The 20,187-nt window shown below is 62.0% G+C and carries 16 protein-coding genes; 1 reads left to right on the forward strand and 15 read right to left on the reverse strand.

The window, feature by feature from the left end:
• Positions 1-107: 107 nt before the first annotated feature.
• Positions 108-1,208, reverse strand: a complete 1,101-nt coding sequence (gene gbcB / locus GUY40_RS15870; RefSeq protein WP_166569864.1) for a glycine-betaine demethylase subunit GbcB — start codon at positions 1,206-1,208, stop codon at positions 108-110.
• A 288-nt stretch (positions 1,209-1,496) separates the two neighbouring features.
• Between gbcB and gbcA the strand changes: the two genes are divergently transcribed.
• On the forward strand, positions 1,497-2,789 hold the full coding sequence (gene gbcA / locus GUY40_RS15875) for a glycine-betaine demethylase subunit GbcA (protein ID WP_166569865.1): 1,293 nt from the start codon (positions 1,497-1,499) through the stop codon (positions 2,787-2,789).
• 152 nt (positions 2,790-2,941) lie between these two features.
• Here the strand turns inward: gbcA and GUY40_RS15880 are convergent, their stop codons facing one another.
• The 14 genes from GUY40_RS15880 to GUY40_RS15945 form a co-directional block, all read right to left on the reverse strand.
• Positions 2,942-3,250, reverse strand: coding sequence for a DUF3077 domain-containing protein (locus tag GUY40_RS15880; protein WP_166569866.1), 309 nt, complete (start codon positions 3,248-3,250; stop codon positions 2,942-2,944).
• 1,030 nt (positions 3,251-4,280) lie between these two features.
• Positions 4,281-4,589 (reverse strand): DUF3077 domain-containing protein, encoded by a 309-nt coding sequence (locus GUY40_RS15885; RefSeq protein ID WP_166569867.1) that lies wholly within the window; start codon positions 4,587-4,589, stop codon positions 4,281-4,283.
• A gap of 349 nt (positions 4,590-4,938) precedes the next feature.
• Complete coding sequence (locus GUY40_RS15890; RefSeq protein ID WP_166569868.1) at positions 4,939-5,718, reverse strand: RHS repeat-associated core domain-containing protein; 780 nt, start codon at positions 5,716-5,718, stop codon at positions 4,939-4,941.
• Positions 5,719-5,833: 115 nt separating this feature from the next.
• Positions 5,834-6,658 (reverse strand): RHS repeat-associated core domain-containing protein, encoded by an 825-nt coding sequence (locus tag GUY40_RS15895; RefSeq protein ID WP_166569869.1) that lies wholly within the window; start codon positions 6,656-6,658, stop codon positions 5,834-5,836.
• Positions 6,659-6,739: 81 nt separating this feature from the next.
• Complete coding sequence (locus GUY40_RS15900; protein WP_166569870.1) at positions 6,740-7,510, reverse strand: electron transfer flavoprotein subunit beta; 771 nt, start codon at positions 7,508-7,510, stop codon at positions 6,740-6,742.
• Between the two features lie 14 nt (positions 7,511-7,524).
• On the reverse strand, positions 7,525-8,745 hold the full coding sequence (locus GUY40_RS15905) for an electron transfer flavoprotein subunit alpha/FixB family protein (RefSeq protein WP_166569871.1): 1,221 nt from the start codon (positions 8,743-8,745) through the stop codon (positions 7,525-7,527).
• Positions 8,745-10,691, reverse strand: coding sequence for a dimethylglycine demethylation protein DgcB (gene dgcB, locus GUY40_RS15910; RefSeq protein ID WP_166569872.1), 1,947 nt, complete (start codon positions 10,689-10,691; stop codon positions 8,745-8,747). Before dgcB ends, GUY40_RS15905 begins: the two co-directional genes overlap by 1 nt.
• 140 nt (positions 10,692-10,831) lie before the next feature.
• A complete protein-coding gene (gene dgcA / locus GUY40_RS15915) occupies positions 10,832-12,892 on the reverse strand; it encodes a dimethylglycine demethylation protein DgcA (RefSeq protein ID WP_166569873.1) in 2,061 nt (686 codons plus the stop codon).
• A gap of 15 nt (positions 12,893-12,907) precedes the next feature.
• Positions 12,908-13,438: a DUF5943 domain-containing protein gene (locus GUY40_RS15920; protein WP_030139308.1), complete on the reverse strand. Its 531-nt coding sequence runs from the start codon at positions 13,436-13,438 to the stop codon at positions 12,908-12,910.
• Between the two features lie 53 nt (positions 13,439-13,491).
• Positions 13,492-14,469, reverse strand: a complete 978-nt coding sequence (locus GUY40_RS15925; RefSeq protein WP_166569874.1) for a dipeptidase — start codon at positions 14,467-14,469, stop codon at positions 13,492-13,494.
• A gap of 193 nt (positions 14,470-14,662) precedes the next feature.
• Positions 14,663-15,967, reverse strand: a complete 1,305-nt coding sequence (locus GUY40_RS15930; protein ID WP_166569875.1) for an OprD family outer membrane porin — start codon at positions 15,965-15,967, stop codon at positions 14,663-14,665.
• Positions 15,968-16,206: 239 nt separating this feature from the next.
• Complete coding sequence (locus GUY40_RS15935) at positions 16,207-16,986, reverse strand: IclR family transcriptional regulator (RefSeq protein WP_166569876.1); 780 nt, start codon at positions 16,984-16,986, stop codon at positions 16,207-16,209.
• A gap of 68 nt (positions 16,987-17,054) precedes the next feature.
• Positions 17,055-18,536, reverse strand: coding sequence for an amidase (locus tag GUY40_RS15940; protein WP_166569880.1), 1,482 nt, complete (start codon positions 18,534-18,536; stop codon positions 17,055-17,057).
• Between the two features lie 21 nt (positions 18,537-18,557).
• Positions 18,558-19,883, reverse strand: a complete 1,326-nt coding sequence (locus GUY40_RS15945) for a citrate-proton symporter (RefSeq protein ID WP_166569877.1) — start codon at positions 19,881-19,883, stop codon at positions 18,558-18,560.
• Positions 19,884-20,187 lie beyond the last annotated feature (304 nt).

The raw sequence follows: 20,187 nt of genomic DNA on the forward strand, positions 1-20,187 counted from the left end.
TCGGCAAGCCACTGATTCCGGGCCTGCTGACACAGTTTTCATGCGTGCGGGTTGACCCCGGTATTGCCGGTCGGTTCCCGTTGTTCGTCGGTCAGCGTGCGCAAGCCTCAGTATTCGATGCGTACATCGCTCTTGGGCACGCTGCAGCACGAGAGGATATAACCCTCGGCCACGTCGTCATCGGTGATGCCGCCGTTGTGGTCCATCTCCACTTCGCCGCCCAGTTTCATCACCTTGCAGGTGCCGCAGATGCCCATGCCGCAGGCCTTGGGGATCATCAGGCCAAGCTTGGCGGCCGCCGCGTGCACGGTCTCGCCGGGGGCGATGCGGATGCTCTTGCCGGTGGCGGTGAATTCGACCTGGTGCTGGTCGGCGATGTCCACTTCCGGTGCATCGGCAGCCTGTTCGGCGTGCTCCAGCGCATCGGCCTTGACCTCAGGCGGGGTCGCCCCGAACGACTCCTCGTGGTAGCGGCTCATGTCGAAGCCGGCGCATTCGAGCAGGTGTTTGACCGCGTGCATGTACGGGGTCGGGCCGCAACAGAAAATCTCCCGTTCCTTGAAGTCCGGGGCGATCAGTTCAAGCAGCTTGTGGTTCAAGTAGCCGCGATAACCGGCCCACGGATCGCCATGGCCGTATTTCTCGCAAATGATGTGCAGGTTGAAGTTCTCGATCCGCGAGGTCATGTGTTCCAGCTCGCGGCGGTAAATGATGTCCTTGGGCGAGCGGGCGCTGTGGACGAAGACCATGTCGACGTTGCCGTTGGTGTCGTAGAACCAGCGCGCCATGGACATCACCGGCGTGATACCGACGCCGCCGCTCAGATACAGCACTTTGGTGGCCGGGAAATCCATGGCGTTGAACAACCCCACCGGGCCGTGCACGGCCAGCTCCTGGCCTTCCTGGAGGTTGTCGTGCAGCCAGTTGGAGACCTTGCCGCCGGGCACGCGCTTGATGGTCACCGAAAAGCTGTAAGGCACCGACGGGGAGCTGGAGATGGTGTAGGAGCGCATGATCGGCTGGCCTTCGATCTCAAGCTCCAGCGTGACAAACTGGCCGGGCTTGAAGAAGAACATGATCGGCTGGTCGGCCATGAAGCAGAAGGTGCGCACATCCCAGGTTTCCTGGATCACCTTGACGCAACGGACGATGTGCCGGCCATTGGCCCAGGTCTGGGTGGTAACCGGATTCAGAAAGCTGTTCGACATGCTCATCTCCACGGCCGACTGCCGGCCTCATACTGGCGATTCTGATCAAGCTGCACGACGGTCACTTTCCTATCCGCGACATTGACGTGCTTATCGCGACCAGCCGCCTGCCATAAGGGCTTGGACGTCGGGAACTGATTCGACCATGTCGCCCATAGGTAAGGTCATCGGCGCGCCTGAACGCACACTCCATCGCAAATGATCCTGCTGATTTTTCAGCCTTGCGTCGCACCACAACCGATTAGCCACTTTCGCCGGCCACACTGTATGGCCATGAGGACCACAACGATGGACGTCACCGCAACCTTGAGCCTGGGCGATCCACTGGAACCCGCACGCAAGGCCACCGCCGAGATGCTGCAGAGCCGTGAGCGCACCTTTTCGCTGCCGCAGCCCTTCTATAACGACGAACGCCTGTTCCAGATCGACATGCAGGAGATTTTCCAGAAGGAATGGTTGATCGCGGGCATGACCTGCGAGATCCCTGCCAAGGGCAACTTCATTACCCTGCAGATCGGCAACAACCCGATCATTGTGATTCGGGGTGCCGAAGGCCAGGTGCACGCCTTCCATAACGTCTGCCGCCACCGTGGCTCGCGCCTGTGCACTTCGGACAAGGGCAAGGTTGCCAAGCTGGTTTGCCACTACCACCAGTGGACCTACGAGCTGGACGGTCGCCTGCTGTTCGCCGGCACCGAGATGGGCGCCGACTTTGACATGAAGCAATACGGCCTAAAGCCTGTGAAGGTGAAAACCTCGGGCGGCTACATCTTCATCAGCCTGGCCGAGAACCCACCGGCGATCGACGACTTCCTCTCCACGTTGAACCACTACATGGAGCCCTACGACATGGAGAACACCAAGGTGGCGGTGCAAACCACCTTGATGGAAAAGGCCAACTGGAAACTGGTGCTGGAAAACAACCGTGAGTGCTACCACTGCGGCGGCTCGCACCCTGAATTGCTGAAAACCCTGCTGGAGTGGGACGACGTCACCGACCCGCGCGCCGACCAGACCTTCAAGGACCACGTGGCTGCCTCCGCCGCCGCCTGGGAAGCCGAGAAGATCCCATACGCACACGCCAGCTTCGGCCTGCGCAACCGTATTGTGCGCATGCCGTTGCTCAAGGGCACCGTGTCGATGACCCTGGACGGCAAACAGGGCTGCCAGAAGCTGATGGGCCGGATCAAGAACCCGGACCTGGGCTCGATGCGCATCCTGCATCTGCCGCATTCGTGGAACCACTGCATGGGCGACCACATCATCGTCTTCACGGTGTGGCCGATCAGCGCGCAGGAAACCATGGTCACCACCAAGTGGCTGGTGCACAAGGACGCGGTTGAAGGGGTTGACTACGACGTGGAGCGCATGCGCCAGGTCTGGGATGCTACCAACGACCAGGACCGTCGCCTGGCCGAAGAGAACCAGCGTGGGATCAACTCCACCGCATACCAGCCGGGGCCGTATTCCAAGACCTATGAGTTTGGCGTGGTGAACTTCATTGACTGGTACAGCGAGCGGATGCTGAACAACCTCGGGGCTGCGCCGGCGCCGTATTTGAAGGGGGTTGCTGCGCAGTAACATTCGCGGCGCCTTTTGGGGCTGCTTTGCAGCCCATCGCGGCCAGGTCCGCTCCTACAGATTCGCGCGTTAATCACAAACAACGCGGGCTCCATGTAGGAGCGGACCTGGCCGCGATGGGCCGTGCAACGGCCCCAGAGGTCACCACCGACTCAACTGGCAACCTTGTCTTGCTCAGCCTCTAGCCCATCCAGCAAACCATCCACCAACGCCTTGGCCATTTCGGCCAAATGCACCGTCGACCACAACATTCCCCGGCCTTCTTCGCTGGCATGGGCCACGGCCTGCTGGGAGGTGGCGAGGACGCCGTCGAGGTACAGCGAGGTGTGGATCAGCGCGTCTTCAATGCCGATGCCGCCGAGGACGGCGAACATCGGGCCATGCGGGGCGTCGCAGGTGCCGAAGGGGGTTTGGACGGTTTTGATTGAAGAGAGGGGTGGGTCGGGGATTGCTTTTGTCATATTCACATTCCTGGTGAAGTCGCGCCCGTTCGATTTCCACTCGATTGGGTGGCAACTGTGCGCGGGGTGGAAAACCGGTAGGAATTGGAAAACCCGGCAGGGCACAAAGGCCCTCCCGCGCACAGCCGCCATAAAGCATCGCAAGCGTGCGCTTTCCAAAACCTAAAACCCGGGTTTCCACACCCGACCGCTGAACATTCAGCGGCCGAGGAAGACTAGGGATCGGGCTTCCCAGGGACAAGGTCATGGCAGGCGACAGGTTTCGTAGGGTATTTCTTAGTGCTCGTCGCCCGCCAGGGAAATGCAGAAAAAACCTGGAAGATTACCGCCCTGATTGAGTAGGAATATTCTTTTGACGTTAACGGCTTCGCCTAGACCATAGCCGTTGGATTCCTACCTCTGATTCGTTCGTGCACCCTCAGCAACCTGCCCAGGCCTCGAGCCCCTTGCCTTATCATTCCTTCGCCAGGGGTCAATGCGTGGTTGATCAGGCGCAACGCTACACTGGTGGCAGTAAAAGCCGGACCAGCAGCGGCAACCGCAGGAACAATCGCTCCCCCCCACGCCAGCAAGAGTCAGTGCCGTCGCTGTAAATGAAGCCGTCGCCCCAAATGTGCCCGCGTAATTTGCGGTCGTTATCAGCGGCCCTGGGGGCGGGTTCGCACCTGCACTCACAAGACTGAATCCACCGGAAAAGCGCTGGCCGTTGTCAATGCTATTTGTCTGGCTGTGGTAGCTACATCTATTGGCACCAAGGTCGATGCCGCTGTGGTTGCTGCATCGGGGTGGTGAATTTCATTGACTGGTACAGCGAGCGGATGCTGAACAACCTCGGGGCTGCGCCGGCGCCGTATTTGAAGGGGGTTGCCGCGCAGTAACATTCGCGGCGCCTTTTGGGGCTGCTTTGCAGCCCATCGCGGCCAGGTCCGCTCCTACAGATTCGCGCGTTAATCACAAACAACGCGGGCTCCATGTAGGAGCGGACCTGGCCGCGATGGGCCGTGCAACGGCCCCAGAGGTCACCACCGACTCAACTGGCAACCTTGTCCTGCTCGGCCTCTAACCCATCCAGCAAACCATCCACCAGCGCCTTGGCCATTTCGGCCAAATGCACCGTCGACCACAACATCCCCCGGCCTTCTTCGCTGGCATGGGCCACGGCCTGCTGGTAGGTGGCAAGGACGCCGTCGAGGTACAGCGAGGTGTGGATCAGCGCGTCTTCAATGCCGATGCCGCCGAGGACGGCGAACAGCGGGCCGTGCGGGGCGTCGCAGGTGCCGAAGGGGGTTTGGACGGTTTTGATTGAAGAGGGGGGTGGGTCGGGAAGTACTTTGGTCATTCTAGGATCTCCTGATGGCGTTGCACCCGCTCGTTTCCACATGAATGGGTGGCAACTGTACGCAGGGTGGAAAACCGGGGGAGACCTAGAAACCCGGCAGGACCCGAGGGCCCTCCCACGCACAGCTGCCATTAAGCACTGTCGCTTATCTAGATCTAACCTGGGTTTCCACACCCGACCGCTGAACATTCAGCGGCCGAGGAAGACTAGGGATCGGGCTTCCCAGGGACAAGGTCATGGCAGGCGACAGGTTTCGTAGGGTATTTCCTAGAGCCCGTGACCCGTTACAGGAATAGAGAAACTCCAACCAAGATGTCAGTCGAAACCATGTGGGAATATTCCTCTGGCTTTATACCGACGTCCCAATGTCTCTTGGATAGGGGTTATTCCACCCAGTCAATCGAACAACACCACCCCTGACACGACGGGCCATCTCCATTGCTCCGTCGACTTTCCGCCACGCACCCACCATTCTGAGTGCAGCGCCGGCGGTCGAGACCGTATTAGCGGCCATGGAAACGTAAACCCCCTGTGGCACACCTCCTAACTGCATTGCCCCACCTATTGCACTGAGTGTCGGGCCTAGCACGCCTAAACGCGCTGCCGCCAGTGAAAGCCCTGATGGCGGAGGCGTCGCCGACGCTGTCGCAACACCTGCAAGAAACGAGAAAATATTGAGCGCAACGGAAAACCCCTGCTGCACGTACGAAACAACCGATTGAGCCGTTAAGGGCGCCAGGGTTGTCAAGGGAGCAGTAATGGGAACTCGTGGGAAATATCGGACATGGAATTTACCCGAAGGGTCCCAAGCATTCACCGGATCGCCCAGACAGTACGCATAGGCATTAACTCCGCCCTGGCGAAAAGGGCTCAAAGCATCCGGGCTATGAAATCGCATCAATGCCGGGTTATAGGCCCGATGGCCATTGCCCAACAGATAAGCCCCACTGGCAGCCTCTCTCAAGAGCCCATTAAAGCCCAAAAGGATTTGTGGAGGGCACGGTGCACTCCGCTCGCCATAAGGCGTAAACACCAGGCGATTGGACGCTTCAGATAATGGAGTTCGTTGCTGATCAACCGCTAGCAACACTGCCTGCGAGGCTTGCTGAAGTCTCTTTGAAACGACCATTTAATGCCTCTGTCTTTCGGCTTTGCGGCAGGATCCTGGCAGTCACCAAATATGCCTGGCTGGTACTAGCAAATCTGCTGGCTAGTTCCCAGGCAAAAGGCTCGAATGTCTAAAACTACGTACGTCTAGTTTCAACGACGACATCCTGCAGTGGTACTTCGGGAGACCTTGACGGAACCTGTCCTGGAGGTTGCCGCCGGAGCAGATTCCAACCACTTGCCTCTTTGACCGCCTCCCACACTACCCGCGGCCTGGACTGACCGTTTGTACCCGCTGTCGCCCACCATTTTTTGGCAATAACATGGTTTTGCGCTACCGCCCCAGCGCCTGTCAGAACCTGGGTTCCAATGACACCCGCGTTCGATGCAATCGATATGCCGCTGGTCGGGAGCGCAGCACTCGCAGAAGATGGAACGCCCAGCATTCGGGAAGGCAAACCCCCTGCCCCTCCCCAGAAACTTAACACGTTGCCAACACGCGTCGTCATCGGGGACGGTATGCCGGAAACAATCGTGGCGGCAGCCCTGTTAATTGCGGCTCCTGCGAAGATCGCATTCAACAGAGACCCTACGCCTTGACCCAATAGGGCTAGCCAGGATGCGCCTGAGGGATCGATCCGATTAACAGGGGAGCCGGCGCAGTAGGCATAGGCATTCAAGCCGCCCTTTCCAAAGGGGCTGAAATGATCCGAACTGTTGAAACGCATCAAAACCGGGTTATACGCCCGATAGCCGTTACCCAGCATATAAACGACGCTGCTGTGTTCCCTGAGCTGCCCATTGAATCCCAGTTGAGTCTGCAACTGGCGCTCTCTGCTGTGCCAACCATAAGGCGTATAAGCCTGCCGTTGGACACCTTCAGAAAATGATTCAAATAAGGGGCTTTGCTGCCGGTCAACCGCCAGCAGCAGCGCTCGCGGTGTACGTTGTGAGGTGTGCATGGCTAATGCCCTGTGGTAGCTGAATCAACGCCTGATCCTAGCAACCTCAGGGCATGCCCGGTACTGACAGAACTGCTAGGTTCAGCGCACCACCCCCTCCTCGATCAACAACTTCAAGATCGCCTCCGCCCCCGCCTGCGGGCTGACATCCTTGAGCACTTGCCCACCGCCGCCACTGGCCTTGGCCGTTGCCGCCTTCATGCGATCGGCACCGCTTTTGGCCTTGATCACTTTCAGCCGCTTGGGCCGAGGTTTGGCCGGCAACAGCTGCGCGGTTGTGGATAACTCGTCTTCGACAATCTCCACTTCCCGCGCCGCCAGCACACCCCGTCGCGCCGGGCCGAACGCGCTCTGGCGCGGCTTGGGTGCGGCGTTGTCCACCGTGGCCAGAAACGGCAGGCGCACTTTCAGGCGGCGGCGCTGGCCACGGGGCAAGGCTTGCAGCACGTGGGCAATGCTGCCGTCGATGGATTCGACCTGGGCCAGGCCCACCACCAGCGGCCAGCCCAGTTGCTCGGCCAGCAGAAACGGCAGCATCCCTGAGCCCTCGCCGGTTTCGGCCTGGCTGCCGGTCAGCACCACTTGGGCACCCGCTTGGCGCAAGTACTCGCCGAGTACGCCCAGGGCATCGGCGCCGGCCGGTTGTTCCAGCACGTGCAGTTGCGCCAGGCCCATGCCCAGGTAAGAACGCAAGGCCGGCTCCTGCGGGTCGCCGGCGTGCAGCACCTGCAGGTTATCCCCAGCCAATTGCAAACCCAGCTCTACGGCGCGGGCGTCCTGCTCGGCGCGGCGCGCGCGGCCGGAGGTGGGGTGGGCACCGATTGAAACCAGGCTGATGACCTTTGTGTTCATGCTTTCATCCTGCGTTAAGCGGCATCGCGCTTGGCTTGGTTACGGTAGCCTTCGATGGCATCGATCAGGGCCTTCAGGATCGCGGCGCTTTCGCCGATCACCGACAGGTCGGCCCGCTTGATCATGTCGCAGCCCGGGTCCATGTTGATCGCCACCACCTTGTCGCAGGCGCCGATGCCCTGCAGGTGCTGGATCGCGCCCGAGATACCGACGGCCACATACACCCGTGCCGTGACCCAGGTACCGGTGGCACCGACTTGCCGATCACGCGGCATGAAGCCGTCGTCCACCGCCACCCGTGAGGCGCCTTCGGTGGCGCCCAGGGCGGCGGCCGTGCGATGGAACAGTGGCCAGTCCTTGACCCCGTTGCCGCCAGAAAAAATGAACTCGGCCTCGGCCATCGGAATGGCTGCCGGGTCCACTGCCACCGCGCCCAGATCCTCGATGCGCGAGAGACTGCGCGCCACGGTTGTGGACAACTCCACCGGCAAAACTTCGTGACGGGTATCGCTGACCGGGTCCGCGCACTCGGCGGCGGCCAGGATCAGCCGCGGTACGGCGCGTTGCAGGTCCTGCTGGCCGGCACCGGCACGGCCAATGCACTGGCCGTCCTTGACCTGCCAGACCCGCGTCGCCGGGCGTTCGCCCAGCGCTGCGGCAAATCGGCGACCCAGCTCACCGCCACCGGTGCGGCTGTCTGGCAGCAGCCAGTGGCGCGGGCTGAACTGGTTATCCACAGCCCGCAGGCCCTGGATACGTTGCTCCGGTGCATAACCATCGAATTGCTCGCCTTCGATGACCAGCAGGCGGTCAACGCCTGCGGTCGCGAAAGCCGATTCCTTGTGCTCACCGAAAACGATGGCCAGCACCGCACCGTCGCTGCCGGCCAGGCTATGAGCCAAACCGAGCAGGTCACGGTCGTGGCTACTCAGGCGGCCACCGACCATGTCGGGCGCCACCGCGATGTAAAACGCTGGCGACGGCACTTGATGCAGCGGCAATTGCACTTCGGCCGCTGCCGTGCGCTTGGTTGAACCGCCCTGCTGTGCGCCGCTGCGGTCGATGCGCTTGATGCCATTGGGGCCGATAAAGCCCACTGCATGGGGGTTCTTGCGGATGATGCCGTTGGGCCCCATCCAGCTGGTTTGCGCCGGTTGCATGGCCGCGTGCAGCGGGTGCAGGCGGTTGCGGGCGATCCATTCAGCGCGCGGATCGCGGCGGATAATGTCGCTCATCAGTGCACCTCCGCAGGTTCACGTTTACTCGGTACCGACTTTGGGGCGATGGCTTCCTCGATCAGCACGTCGGCCACCAGCTCGGCAATGTCCTTGATGGCCGGGCGCGGTTCGACCACGCCTTCGAGCATCACGGTGCACTGTGGGCAACCCACCGCTACCAGCTCGGCGCCGGTGCCGCGAATGTCTTCCATGCGCATGTCGGGAATCCGCTGCTTGCCGGGGATGTCGGTAATCGGCGCGCCGCCACCACCACCGCAGCAGCGTGAACGGAAGCCCGAGCGCTCCATCTCCTTGACCTCGATGCCGAGGGCGCGCAGCACATCGCGCGGGGCCTCGTATTCGCCGTTGTAGCGGCCCAGGTAGCAGGGGTCGTGATAGGTCACGCTGCCGCCCTTGTGTTGCCCGAGGTTCAGGCGATTGGCACCGATCAGTTCGGCGATGTAGGTGCTGTGGTGCTGCACGTGGTAGTGGCCATCGAAGGCGCCGTATTCGTTTTTCAGCACATGGAAACTGTGCGGATCGCAAGTGACGATGCGCTTGAAGTTGTACTTGGCCAGGGTGTTGATATTGCGCCGGGCCAATTGCTGGAAGGTCGCTTCATCCCCCAGGCGCCGGGCCACGTCACCGCTGTCGCGCTCTTCCAGGCCCAGCACCGCGAAGTCGACCTTGGCCGCTTTCAGCACTTTGACAAAGGCCCGCAGGGTGCGCTGGTTGCGCATGTCGAAGGCACCGTCGCCGACCCAGAACAGCACGTCGACGGTTTTCTTCTCGGCCATCAGGCTGAGGTTCAAGTCCGCTGCCCAGTTCATCCGCCCGCCCGGGGCAAAACCGCCCGGGTTGTCGGTGGCGATCAGGTTGTCCAACACTTCGGCGCCCTTGTTCGGCGTGGCGCCTTTTTCCAGGGTCAGGTGACGGCGCATGTCGACGATGGCATCGACGTGCTCGATCATCATCGGGCATTCCTCGACGCAGGCGCGGCAGGTGGTGCACGACCACAGGGTTTCAGCATCGACCAGGCCGTTGACAATCGGTTGGTGCGGGTTGCCGCCATGCTCGCCGATCGGTTTCCCCGGGTACGGGCTGCCGGCGAACTTGGCATCGGTACCGCCGGCCAGGCCGACCACCATGTCTTGAATGAGTTTTTTCGGGTTCAGCGGCTGGCCAGCGGCGAAGGCCGGGCACGCGGCTTCGCACTTGCCGCACTGCACGCAGGCATCGAAGCCGAGCAGCTGGTTCCAGGTGAAGTCCTTGGGCTTTTCCACGCCCAGCGGCGCTTGCGGATCATCCAGGTTCAGCGCCTTGAGGCCCGTCGAACGGCCACCGCCAAAGCGCTCGGCGCGGCGGTGCCAGGCCAGATGCAGGGCTCCGGCGAAGGCGTGCTTCATTGGCCCGCCCCAGGTCATGCCGAAGAACAATTCGGACACGCCCCACAGCACACCCACAGACAGAATCGCGGCCATTACCCAACCGCCGAAATCGGCCGGCAGAATACCGGCCACCGGCAGGGTCGCCAGAAAGAAGCTGACCGAGAACATCAGCAGGCTTTTCGGCAGGCGCATCCATGGGCCCTTGGACAGGCGCGCAGGCGGGTTGCGACGGCGGTTGTAGACGAACAACGCGCCGACGAACATCAGCACCGTGGCGAACAGCAAGGCATAACCGAGGATGCGGTTATGCAGGCCGAAACCGTGTACCAGGATCGCCAGCACCGCCGCCAGCACAAAGCCGCCGGCGGTGGCGACGTGGGTGTTGGCCATGTATTTGTCGCGGGCGACCACGTGGTGCAGGTCGACCATGTAGCGACGCGGCATGGCCAGCAGGCCCTTGAGCAGCTCGACCTTGGCCGGCCGCCCCTGGCGCCACAATGAAACCCGCCGCAATGCGCCGAGGGCGGCAAGGCCCAGGGCGGCGAACAGCAGGATGGGAAGAAGGGTGTTTAGCATGGTGTAGCTCCCAAAGATCTCGGGGCTCTGTGTAGGAGCGGATTTATCCGCGAATGCAGGCGCTGCGATGTATCTGTTAAACCGCGTCGCCTTTATTCGCGGATAAATCCGCTCCTACATTGGGGTTTGTGTACGACCGGTCAGAAATCCTTGCACAGCCGCAGTGCGTCATAGATCGCCGCATGGGTGTTGCGCTGCGCCACGCAGTCGCCGATCCGGAACAGCAGGTAACCGTCGCCGCTCTGGCTCAGGCATGGCTGCGGCTTGATCGCGAACAGCGCCTCGATGTCGATCTGGCCCTTGTTGCGCGAGCCTTCCTTGAGCGCGTAATACAGCTCTTCGTCAGGCCGCACGCCGTTCTCGATCACCACCTGATCGACCACGCGTTCTTCCTTGGCGCCGGTGTATTCGTTCTCAAGCACAGCAATCAGCTTGTCGCCCTCGCGGTAGACCTTTTCCAGCATCATGTCGCCGGTCATGATCACTTCCTTGGGGTACATGCTGCGGTAGTAGGTCGGGAACGAGGTACCGCCCACCGCCACGCCCGGCTTGATGTCATCGGTGACGATCTCGACCTGGCTGCCCTTGTCGGCCATGTAGTCGGCCACCGACATGCCGGTGAATTCGCAGATGGTGTCGTACACCAGCACGTTCTTGGCCGGCGCCACCTTGCCGTCGAGCACGTCCCAGCTGCTGACCACCAGCCCTTCGGCCGCGCCCCAGTGCTCGTTCTGCTCCACGAACGGGTGCCCGCCCACGGCCAGCACCACGACGTCGGGGCGCAGGTCCATGATGGTCGCCACGTCGGCCGCCGTGCCCAGGCGCAGGTCGACTTTCAGGCGCGTCAGTTCCAGCTGGAACCAGCGGGTGATACCGGCGATCTGGTCGCGCTGCGGCGCTTTGGAGGCCGTGGTGATCTGCCCGCCGATGGCGTCTTTTTTCTCGAACAGGGTCACGTCGTGGCCACGCTCGGCGGCCACCCGCGCCGCTTCCATCCCGGCCGGGCCGGCACCCACCACGACCACCTTGCGCTTGGGCCCGGTGGATTTCTCGATGATGTGCGGCACGCCCATGTACTCGCGGGACGTCGCGGCGTTCTGGATGCACAGCACATCCAGCCCCTGGTATTGGCGGTCGATGCAGTAGTTGGCACCGACGCATTGTTTGATCTGGTCGACCTGGCCCATCTTGATCTTGGCGATCAGGTGCGGGTCGGCGATGTGCGCGCGGGTCATGCCGACCATGTCGACGTAACCGCCCTCCAGAATCCGCGTGGCCTGGTTCGGGTCCTTGATGTTCTGTGCGTGCAGCACCGGAACCTTGACCACTTCCTTGATGCCGGCCGCCAGGTGCAGGAACGGCTCCGGCGGGTAGCTCATGTTCGGGATCACGTTGGCCAGGGTGTTGTGGGTGTCGCACCCGGAGCCGACCACGCCGAGGAAATCGATCATCCCGGTGGCGTCGTAATACTTGGCGATCTCCTTCATGTCCTCGTGGCTCAGGCCATCGGGGTGGAATTCGTCGCCGCAGATACGCAGGCCGACGCAGAAATCCGGGCCGACTTCCTTGCGCACCGCCTTGATCACTTCCAGGCCGAAACGCATGCGGTTCTCGAAGCTGCCGCCCCATTCATCGGTGCGCTTGTTGACCCGCGGGCTCCAGAACTGGTCGATCATGTGCTGGTGCACCGCCGACAGCTCGACGCCGTCCAGGCCACCGGCCTTGGCACGTGCCGCGGCGCTGGCGTAGTTGCCGATCACCCGCCAGATTTCTTCCGGCTCAATGGTTTTGCAGGTTGCACGGTGCACCGGTTCACGGATGCCCGAGGGCGACAGCAGGGTCGGCCAATGCTCGCCGTCCCAGCGCGAGCGCCGGCCCATGTGGGTAATCTGAATCATGATCTTGGCGCCATGCTTGTGCATGGCGTCGGCCAGGTTCTGGAAGTGCGGAATGATGCGGTCGTCGGCCAGGTTCACCGACTTCCACCAGCCCTGCGGGCTGTCGATGGCGACGCTCGACGAACCGCCGCAAATCGCCAGGCCAATACCGCCCTTGGCTTTCTCCTCGTAGTACTTCACATAACGGTCAGTGGTCATGCCGCCATCGGTGGCGTACACCTCGGCGTGCGCGGTACTGAGGACGCGGTTGCGGATGGTCAGTTTGCCGATCTGGATCGGCTGGAACATTGCTTCGAAAGCCATGGCAGGGTCCTCGACTTACAGCGGCTTGACGATGAACAGGCCGTCGTCGTGGCCTTCTTCCGAACCGCCGTAGACTTGCTCGGCAACGGTGCGGATCGAACTGCCACGGGCTGCCAGGATCTGGTCCATGGCGCCGGCAAACCAGCCGGTGAACATGTAGTCGACCTTGCGCCCGACCTTGCCGTACACGTAGACGAACGCGGAGTGTTCGAGCTTGACGCTGGCGGTGCCTTTGTCCAGGTCGATGTCCTGGATCTTGAACAGGCCCCAGCCGCGTTGCGACAGGCGCTTCATGTAGTGTTCGAACACCGCCACGCCTTCCAGGCCATGGCATTCGGCTTCTTTCTCGCACCAGTGCCAGGCAGACTTGTAGCCGGCCTTGTAGAGGATCTCGGCATAGGCGTCGGCGCCCAGCACTTCCTCGATGCCCATGTGGTTATTGACGAAGAAATGCCGTGGTACGTAGAGCATTGGCAGGGCATCGGACGTCCAGACACCGGTCTCGCTGTCGACTTCGATTGGCAATTGCGGGGCGATCTTGGCCATGGAAACTTAACTCCAGAAATTTTTTATAGGGATTGGGTGGTTGGGGCGGGGGTTTATTCGCCCCAGACGTCCTTGAGGACGTTGACCCAGTTTTCGCCCATGATCTTGCGCACCACGCGTTCGCTGTGACCGCGCTTGAGCAGTGTTTCGGTCAGGTTCGGGAACTCGCCGACAGTACGGATACCCAGCGGGTTGATGATCTTGCCGAAGCTGGTCAGGCGGCGGGCGTAGCCTTTGTCGTGGGTCAGGTATTCGAAGAAGTCCTGGCCGTGGCCCTGGGTGAAGTCGGTGCCGATACCGATCGCGTCTTCGCCGACGATGTTCATGGTGTACTCGATGGCTTCGGCGTAATCGTCGATGGTCGAGTCGATGCCCTTGGCCAGGAACGGGGCGAACATGGTCACGCCGACGAAACCGCCGTGGTCGGCGATGAACTTCAGTTCTTCATCCGACTTGTTGCGCGGGTGCTCCTTGAGCCCCGACGGCAGGCAATGGGAGTAGCAGACAGGCTTTTTCGATTCGAGGATGACTTCCTCGGAGGTCTTGGAACCAACGTGGGACAGGTCGCACATGACCCCGGCGCGGTTCATTTCGGCAACGATTTCGCGACCGAAGCCAGACAGGCCGCCGTCGCGCTCGTAGCAACCGGTGCCGACCAGGTTCTGGGTGTTGTAGCACATCTGCACAATACCGACGCCCAGTTGCTTGAAGACTTCGACATAGCCGATCTGGTCTTCGTAGGCATGCGCGTTCTGGAAGCCGAAGAGGATGCCGGTCTTGCCCAGCTCCTTGGCCTTGCGGATGTCGGCGGTGGTGCGCACTGGCATGACCAGGTCGCTGTTCTCGCGGATCAGCTTCTGGCTGGCGGCAATGTTGTTGACGGTGGCCTGGAAGCCTTCCCAGACCGACACGGTGCAGTTGGCCGCGGTCAGGCCGCCCTTGCGCATGTCTTCGAACAGTTCACGGTTCCACTTGGCAATGATCAGCCCGTCGATAACGATGCTGTCGGCGTGTAACTCGGCTGGGCTCATCAGGCTGTCCCCTTTCTCGATCTATCCCGCGCCGAATCGTCTGCCGGCGCTTTGGAGCCAGCATATGCCTAGGGGGCGACAGGCCCCGATGCAAAAACGACAGGGGAATTGCCGAAAGCGTCAAAGGGGGGGATCGGCGCTGCCAAATCTGCGGCAAGCCGTCACCAACGGGTGGCGGCGATGCCTTTGATTCTCAAAATGAATAGATGTAATTCAGATAAAACCGCTCGGCGTTATGGGTAATGATCCCGGCCGGCCCGCGTGATGTCGTCAATCGTGTGTCGCCGTCAGGTACGCCCTTGGTATGGAACTCGTCGTGCAGCCACACCAGGCTCAGGCCCTTGAGCAGGCCTGTGAAGTTGTACTGCAGCAGGCTCTGGAATTCGCGGCGGGAAAAGCCTTCGTAGCCGGCGGCGTGATCCGACAGCGCGTAGTAGAGATCCAAACTCAGCTGCGGCAGGCCCAGCTCGGCGAAGTTCATCCCGCCGCTGACCTTGTACATTTCCTCATCCTTGAGGCCGAAGTAGTAGAACAGCTTGGCGCTGCTGTTCCAGGTGCCGTGGTCCTTGGCGAAGAACAACCGGTCGAAGTCGTCGCCGCTGACCTTGTTGTACGCCGCGCCGAGGTAATACGCGCCAAAGCGGTACTTGGCCGACACGTCGATGTAGCGCGCATCGTGGGCGCTTTCCGGGTCGTAGAGCCCCGGCACGCCGCCGTATTCGAACAGTTTGCCGGCGTCCTGCTGCCTGCCGTGCGTGACGTACAGATCCAGATTCTTGCCCTCGCCCAGCGCGAAGCTGTGTTCAAGCTTGACCATCGCCTCGCGCAGGTAGTCCTCGGATTCGGCGTACTCGGCTTGCAGGCTGGTGCCCCAAGGCAGCTTGTAGGCGGCGGCATAGAGCTGCAGGTCGTCGATTTTCTGGCCGCGGAAGTTGCTCAGATCTTCGCTCCAGCCGGATTCGTTGCGCGGGCTGAACCCGTTGATGCGGCTGTAGCGCAGGTCCAGCGCCTTGAGCTTGTAGCCCAGGTCATAACCGAGCGTGGACGCCGGCAGGATGCGCGTGCTGTCGTCGCGGTACTGGGCGTAGCGGCGGATCTTCTTGCCGGCCCCGCCGTAGACCTCCCCCAGGTCGCCGACCAGATGGCCGCGCACATAGGCCTCGATCGGTTTGGCCATGCCATGGGGCGACTGCACCGAATGGTGGGCTTGAAGGTTGCTGATGCTGGTGGCGTTGTCGCCTACGTACAGGTCCTCGGCCAGGCCGTAGCTGTAATCCACGCCCAGCAAGTCCTGGAACCAGCCGGAGTTGAAACTGAACTGCGCAGCCTGCACCCACTCATTGCGGGTCGGGCCGACACCCTCGCCGTTGTTTTCCTTCCAGTAGAACTGGCTGTAGCGCAGCGTCGTCTTGCTGTCCTCGATAAACCCCGCCGCCTGCGCCTCGCTCAACAACACACCGCACACCATCGCCGCCAGATACTGTCGTTTGTTCCACATGTCGGGCTCACCAGTTTTTATTATTCGGGCGAGGTCCATTCTGAAAAGTTGCCGAAATTGCGCAATGCAATGCGGTTCCACGAGGTGGAATCGATCTGGATCTACATAGAAACTAATGTGGGAGCGGATTTATCCGCGAATGAATGCACCGCGTTTTTTCAGGCATTGCGCGTCGTCATCATTCGCGGATAAATCCGCTCCCACATTACCCGCCCAGCATTTGTGGGCACTCAGGTGATTCAGACGACGGCGGACAAAGTGGCGCCGACTTGGCTCACGGTCGCCGCCAACGCCCCCATATGCTGGCGCTGCACTTGCTCCACACACCCCTGATCACTGGGCCAGTGCAGGGCAATGCTGCCCACCAGCCGCTCGCCGGCGTACACCGGCAAGGCCACGGCACGGATCAGGAACGGTAGCTTCACGGGGTATTCCCAGACGCCTTCGGTGCGTTCGCCAAAGCCTTGGCTATGGGTTTGTCGATGGGCCTGTTGCAGGGCATCGACAGCCACTTTGTGACGCTGGGCCAGGCGCTCCATGTCGTCCTCGCCCAACTCGCCCAGGCAGGCCTTGCCCATGGCCGAATGAAACAGGCTGGCGGACTGACCGACGATCATGCGGTTGAGCGGGTAGCGCTTGCGCAGCACTTGCGGGATACAGCTTTCGACCACGAACAGGTCGTTGCCGTCGAAATAGGACAGGTCGGCCACCAGCCCCGTGCGTTCACTGAGGTCGCACAAGAACGGCGCCGAATGCTCCACCAGGCCCCGGCGCAAGCGCTTGCCGGCATCACCGAACAGGCGCCGGGCGCAGAGTTGGTAGCGCCGGTCGGTGGGGCTGCGGTACAGCCAGCCCTGCTCTTGCAGTGTGTGCAGCAAGCGCGACACAGTGGCCTTGGGCAGCCCGGTCAGGTAGTGCAGCTCTTCCAGCCCGAGGTCATCGTGTTCACCCAGCAACTCGACAATCGCCAGTGCGCGCTCGACCGACCGTACGGTGCCTGCTCCGTCTTTGCTCAGCATGTCTACTCCCTCTTCAACCCCGTGCTGAAGACCGTGGCTCATGCTGCAAGATGCAGGCCCGAACGTGGCTAGCGGGTCTTGCCCAACATCCCCGGCGGGCAGTTGGCGACCCACTGGGTCAGCTGCTCGTGGGCGTGGGCCAGTTGCAGCACCGCCAGATCCGCCTGCGCCGGGCCTATGATCTGCATTCCCATGGGCAGGCCGGCCGGATTGAAGCCTACCGGCACGTTCATCGCCGGCAAGCCTGCGAGGGTCGCGCCGATCACCACCTCCATCCAACGGTGATAGGTATCCATTTCCCGCCCTGCGACAAAGCGTGGCCAGTGCACATCTGCATCAAAAGGAAACATTTGCGCGCTCGGTAGCAGCAGGTAGTCGTAACACTCGAACAGCTTGGCCAGCGCCCGATACCAGTCGCTGCGGTCCACCGAGGCCTGATAGACATCGGCGGCGCTGAGGTTCAGGCCGCTTTCCACTTCCCAGATCGCTTCCGGCTTGAGCAGCGCCCGCTTGGCCGGGTCGGCATAGAGCTTGCCGAGGTTGCCCTGGACCAGGAATTGACGGTGGGTCAGCCAGGTGCGCCAGAGCCGCTCCATCGAATAGTCCGGCTGGCAGGCCTCGACCACGCAGCCCAGGTCAGTGAAGTCGGCCAGGGCACTTTCGCACAGGGCCATCACCCCGTGTTCCATGGGCAAGTAGCCGTTGAAATCACCGAGCCAACCGATGCGGGTACCTCTGAAGTCACGTTGCAAAGGCCCGCCGAGCCGGGCCGGGTCGTCGTTGATCGACAGCGGCGAGCGTGGGTCGTAGCCGGCCTGGGTCTGCAGCAATCGGGCGACGTCGGCGACGCTGCGGCCCATCGGGCCTTCGGTGCCCAATTGCTGCATGAACAGCTCAGGCGCCGGGCCATAGGGCACCCGGCCCTGAGACGGGCGCAGGCCATAGACATTGTTGAACGCCGCCGGGTTGCGCAGCGAGCCCATCATGTCGCTGCCATCGGCCACCGGCAGCATCCGCAGCGCCAGCGCCACGGCGGCGCCACCGCTGCTGCCACCGGCACACAGGCGCGGGTCGTAGGCATTGCCGGTGGTGCCGAACACCGTGTTGTAGCTTTGCGAACCGAGGCCGAATTCCGGCACGTTGGTCTTGCCGATAAAAATCGCGCCGCTGGCCCGTACCCGCGCAACACTGATCGCGTCATGCGCGGGCACCTGATCAGCGAAAATCGGCGAGCCCATCGTGGTACGAATGCCGGCTGTCGCCGCCAAGTCCTTGATGGCCTGGGGCATGCCATGCATCCAGCCCAGCCACTGGCCGTCGGCGAGTTGGCGGTCGCGCTCATCGGCCTGGGCCAGCAACTGCTCGCGCGGTTGCAGCGAAACAATGGCGTTGACCTTCGGGTTGTAGCGCTCGACCTGTTCCAGGTAAGCCCGCATCACCTCAACGCAGGACACCTGTCGGGTGCGGATCGCGTCCGACAGCTGCAAGGCATCCAGGCCCACAATCTGCGCCTGGGGAGTGGTCGAGTACTTCGTCTCAGGGGTGCTCATAACAGTCTCGGGCAGGTTCATTCAGATACTCCGTGACGCAAGCGTAGTGTCACGACGGCGACGACGTTCAAGCACGGCCGGCGCCGCTTCACGCAGGAAGCAGATGGCGATCAGGCCGATCAGGGAGGAAAACAGCACGTAATACGCCGGCGCCACGGCGCTGCCGGTGGTCTGGCTGAGCCAGGTAACGATAAACGGCGAGAAGCCGCCAAACAGCATGACCGCCACGTTGTAGGCCAGGGCAAGACCGGTGGAGCGAACCTTGGTGGGGAATTGCTCGGCCACCGAAGTCGGTGCCGGGCCAAAACAAACGCCGATGATCGCGCAGAGCAGCAATTGCATGATCAGCAAACGCTCCACGCTCGGCGCCGCCGCGACCCAGTTGAACATCGGGTACACCAGCAGGAAGAACGCCAGGTTACCGGCAAACAACACCGGCCGCCGGCCGATGCGGTCCGAGAGCAAACCGGCCAGAGGGATGATCACGGTCATCAGGGCCACGGCGAGCATCTGCACCATGAACACCTGGTCCAGCGCCAGGCCGAGCTGGCGGTGGGCGAAGGTCGGCATGTTGACCAGCATGACGTAGAAGGTCACGGTGCCGCTGATGGTCGAACCCATGGTCACCAGCACGCCGCGACGGTACTCGCGCAGCACGTCCAGCAAGCCCATGGGCTTGTCGGTGCTGGCCTTGCGGGCGTCGATAAAGTCGTCGGTTTCTTCCATGTGACGACGCATCCACAGCCCCACCGGGGCGATCAGCAAGCCGACCACGAAGGGCAGCCGCCAGCCCCAGCTGTCCAGCGCTTCCGGCGACAGCAGGTGGGTGACCAACGCCCCCATACCGGCACCGGCAAATACCGCCAGGCACTGCCCGAACAACTGCCAGGCGCCGTACAAACCCCGGCGATTGGCCGGAGCGCTTTCCACCAGAAAGGCAGTGGCACTGGCGTACTCGCCGCCGGTGGCAAAGCCCTGGAGCATGCGCGCCACCACGATCAGCACCGGGGCGCCGATGCCGATGGCGGCGTAGTCGGGGGCGAAGGCAATCATGGCGATGGCGAGGGTCATCAACAGGATGATCAGTTGCATGGCCGCCTTGCGACCCTTGCGATCCGCGTACAGGCCCAGTAACACGCCACCGACCGGGCGCATGAAAAAGCCCACGCCGAAGGTCGCCAGCGCCATCAGCAACGAGGTGTATTCATTGTCGGAGGGAAAAAACAGCCGGGCGATGATGCTGGACAAAAAGCCATAAACGATAAAGTCATACCACTCCAGGGCGTTGCCGATCACGGCAGCGGTGACCTGTCGGGTTCGCGACGTTCCACGCTGTGCAGGGTGCATGTTGTTTCTCCAGGGCTCGCGGCAGGACTGTAGTCCGGTCTTATTGATGAGCTGTCAGCTAACCGCGAGTGAGGAGCAAGAACAATCAAAGGTGGTTCCACCCTGTGGAACGCAGGTTGCTGACAAACCCCTGTAGGAGCTGGGCCAATGCCAGTCAGTTAAGGAGCTGAACTCGCAGCTTTTGTAGGAGCGGACCTGGCCGCGATGGGCTGCGCAGCGGCCCCTGAGGCCATTGGCATTTACGATTGAGCCAGCGAGTGCAGGTGATTTCAGAATCGCCGGGGCCGCTGCGCAGCCCATCGCG

It is taken from the genome of Pseudomonas sp. R5(2019) (genome assembly GCF_009905435.1).
In the GTDB taxonomy this organism is placed as follows: domain Bacteria; phylum Pseudomonadota; class Gammaproteobacteria; order Pseudomonadales; family Pseudomonadaceae; genus Aquipseudomonas.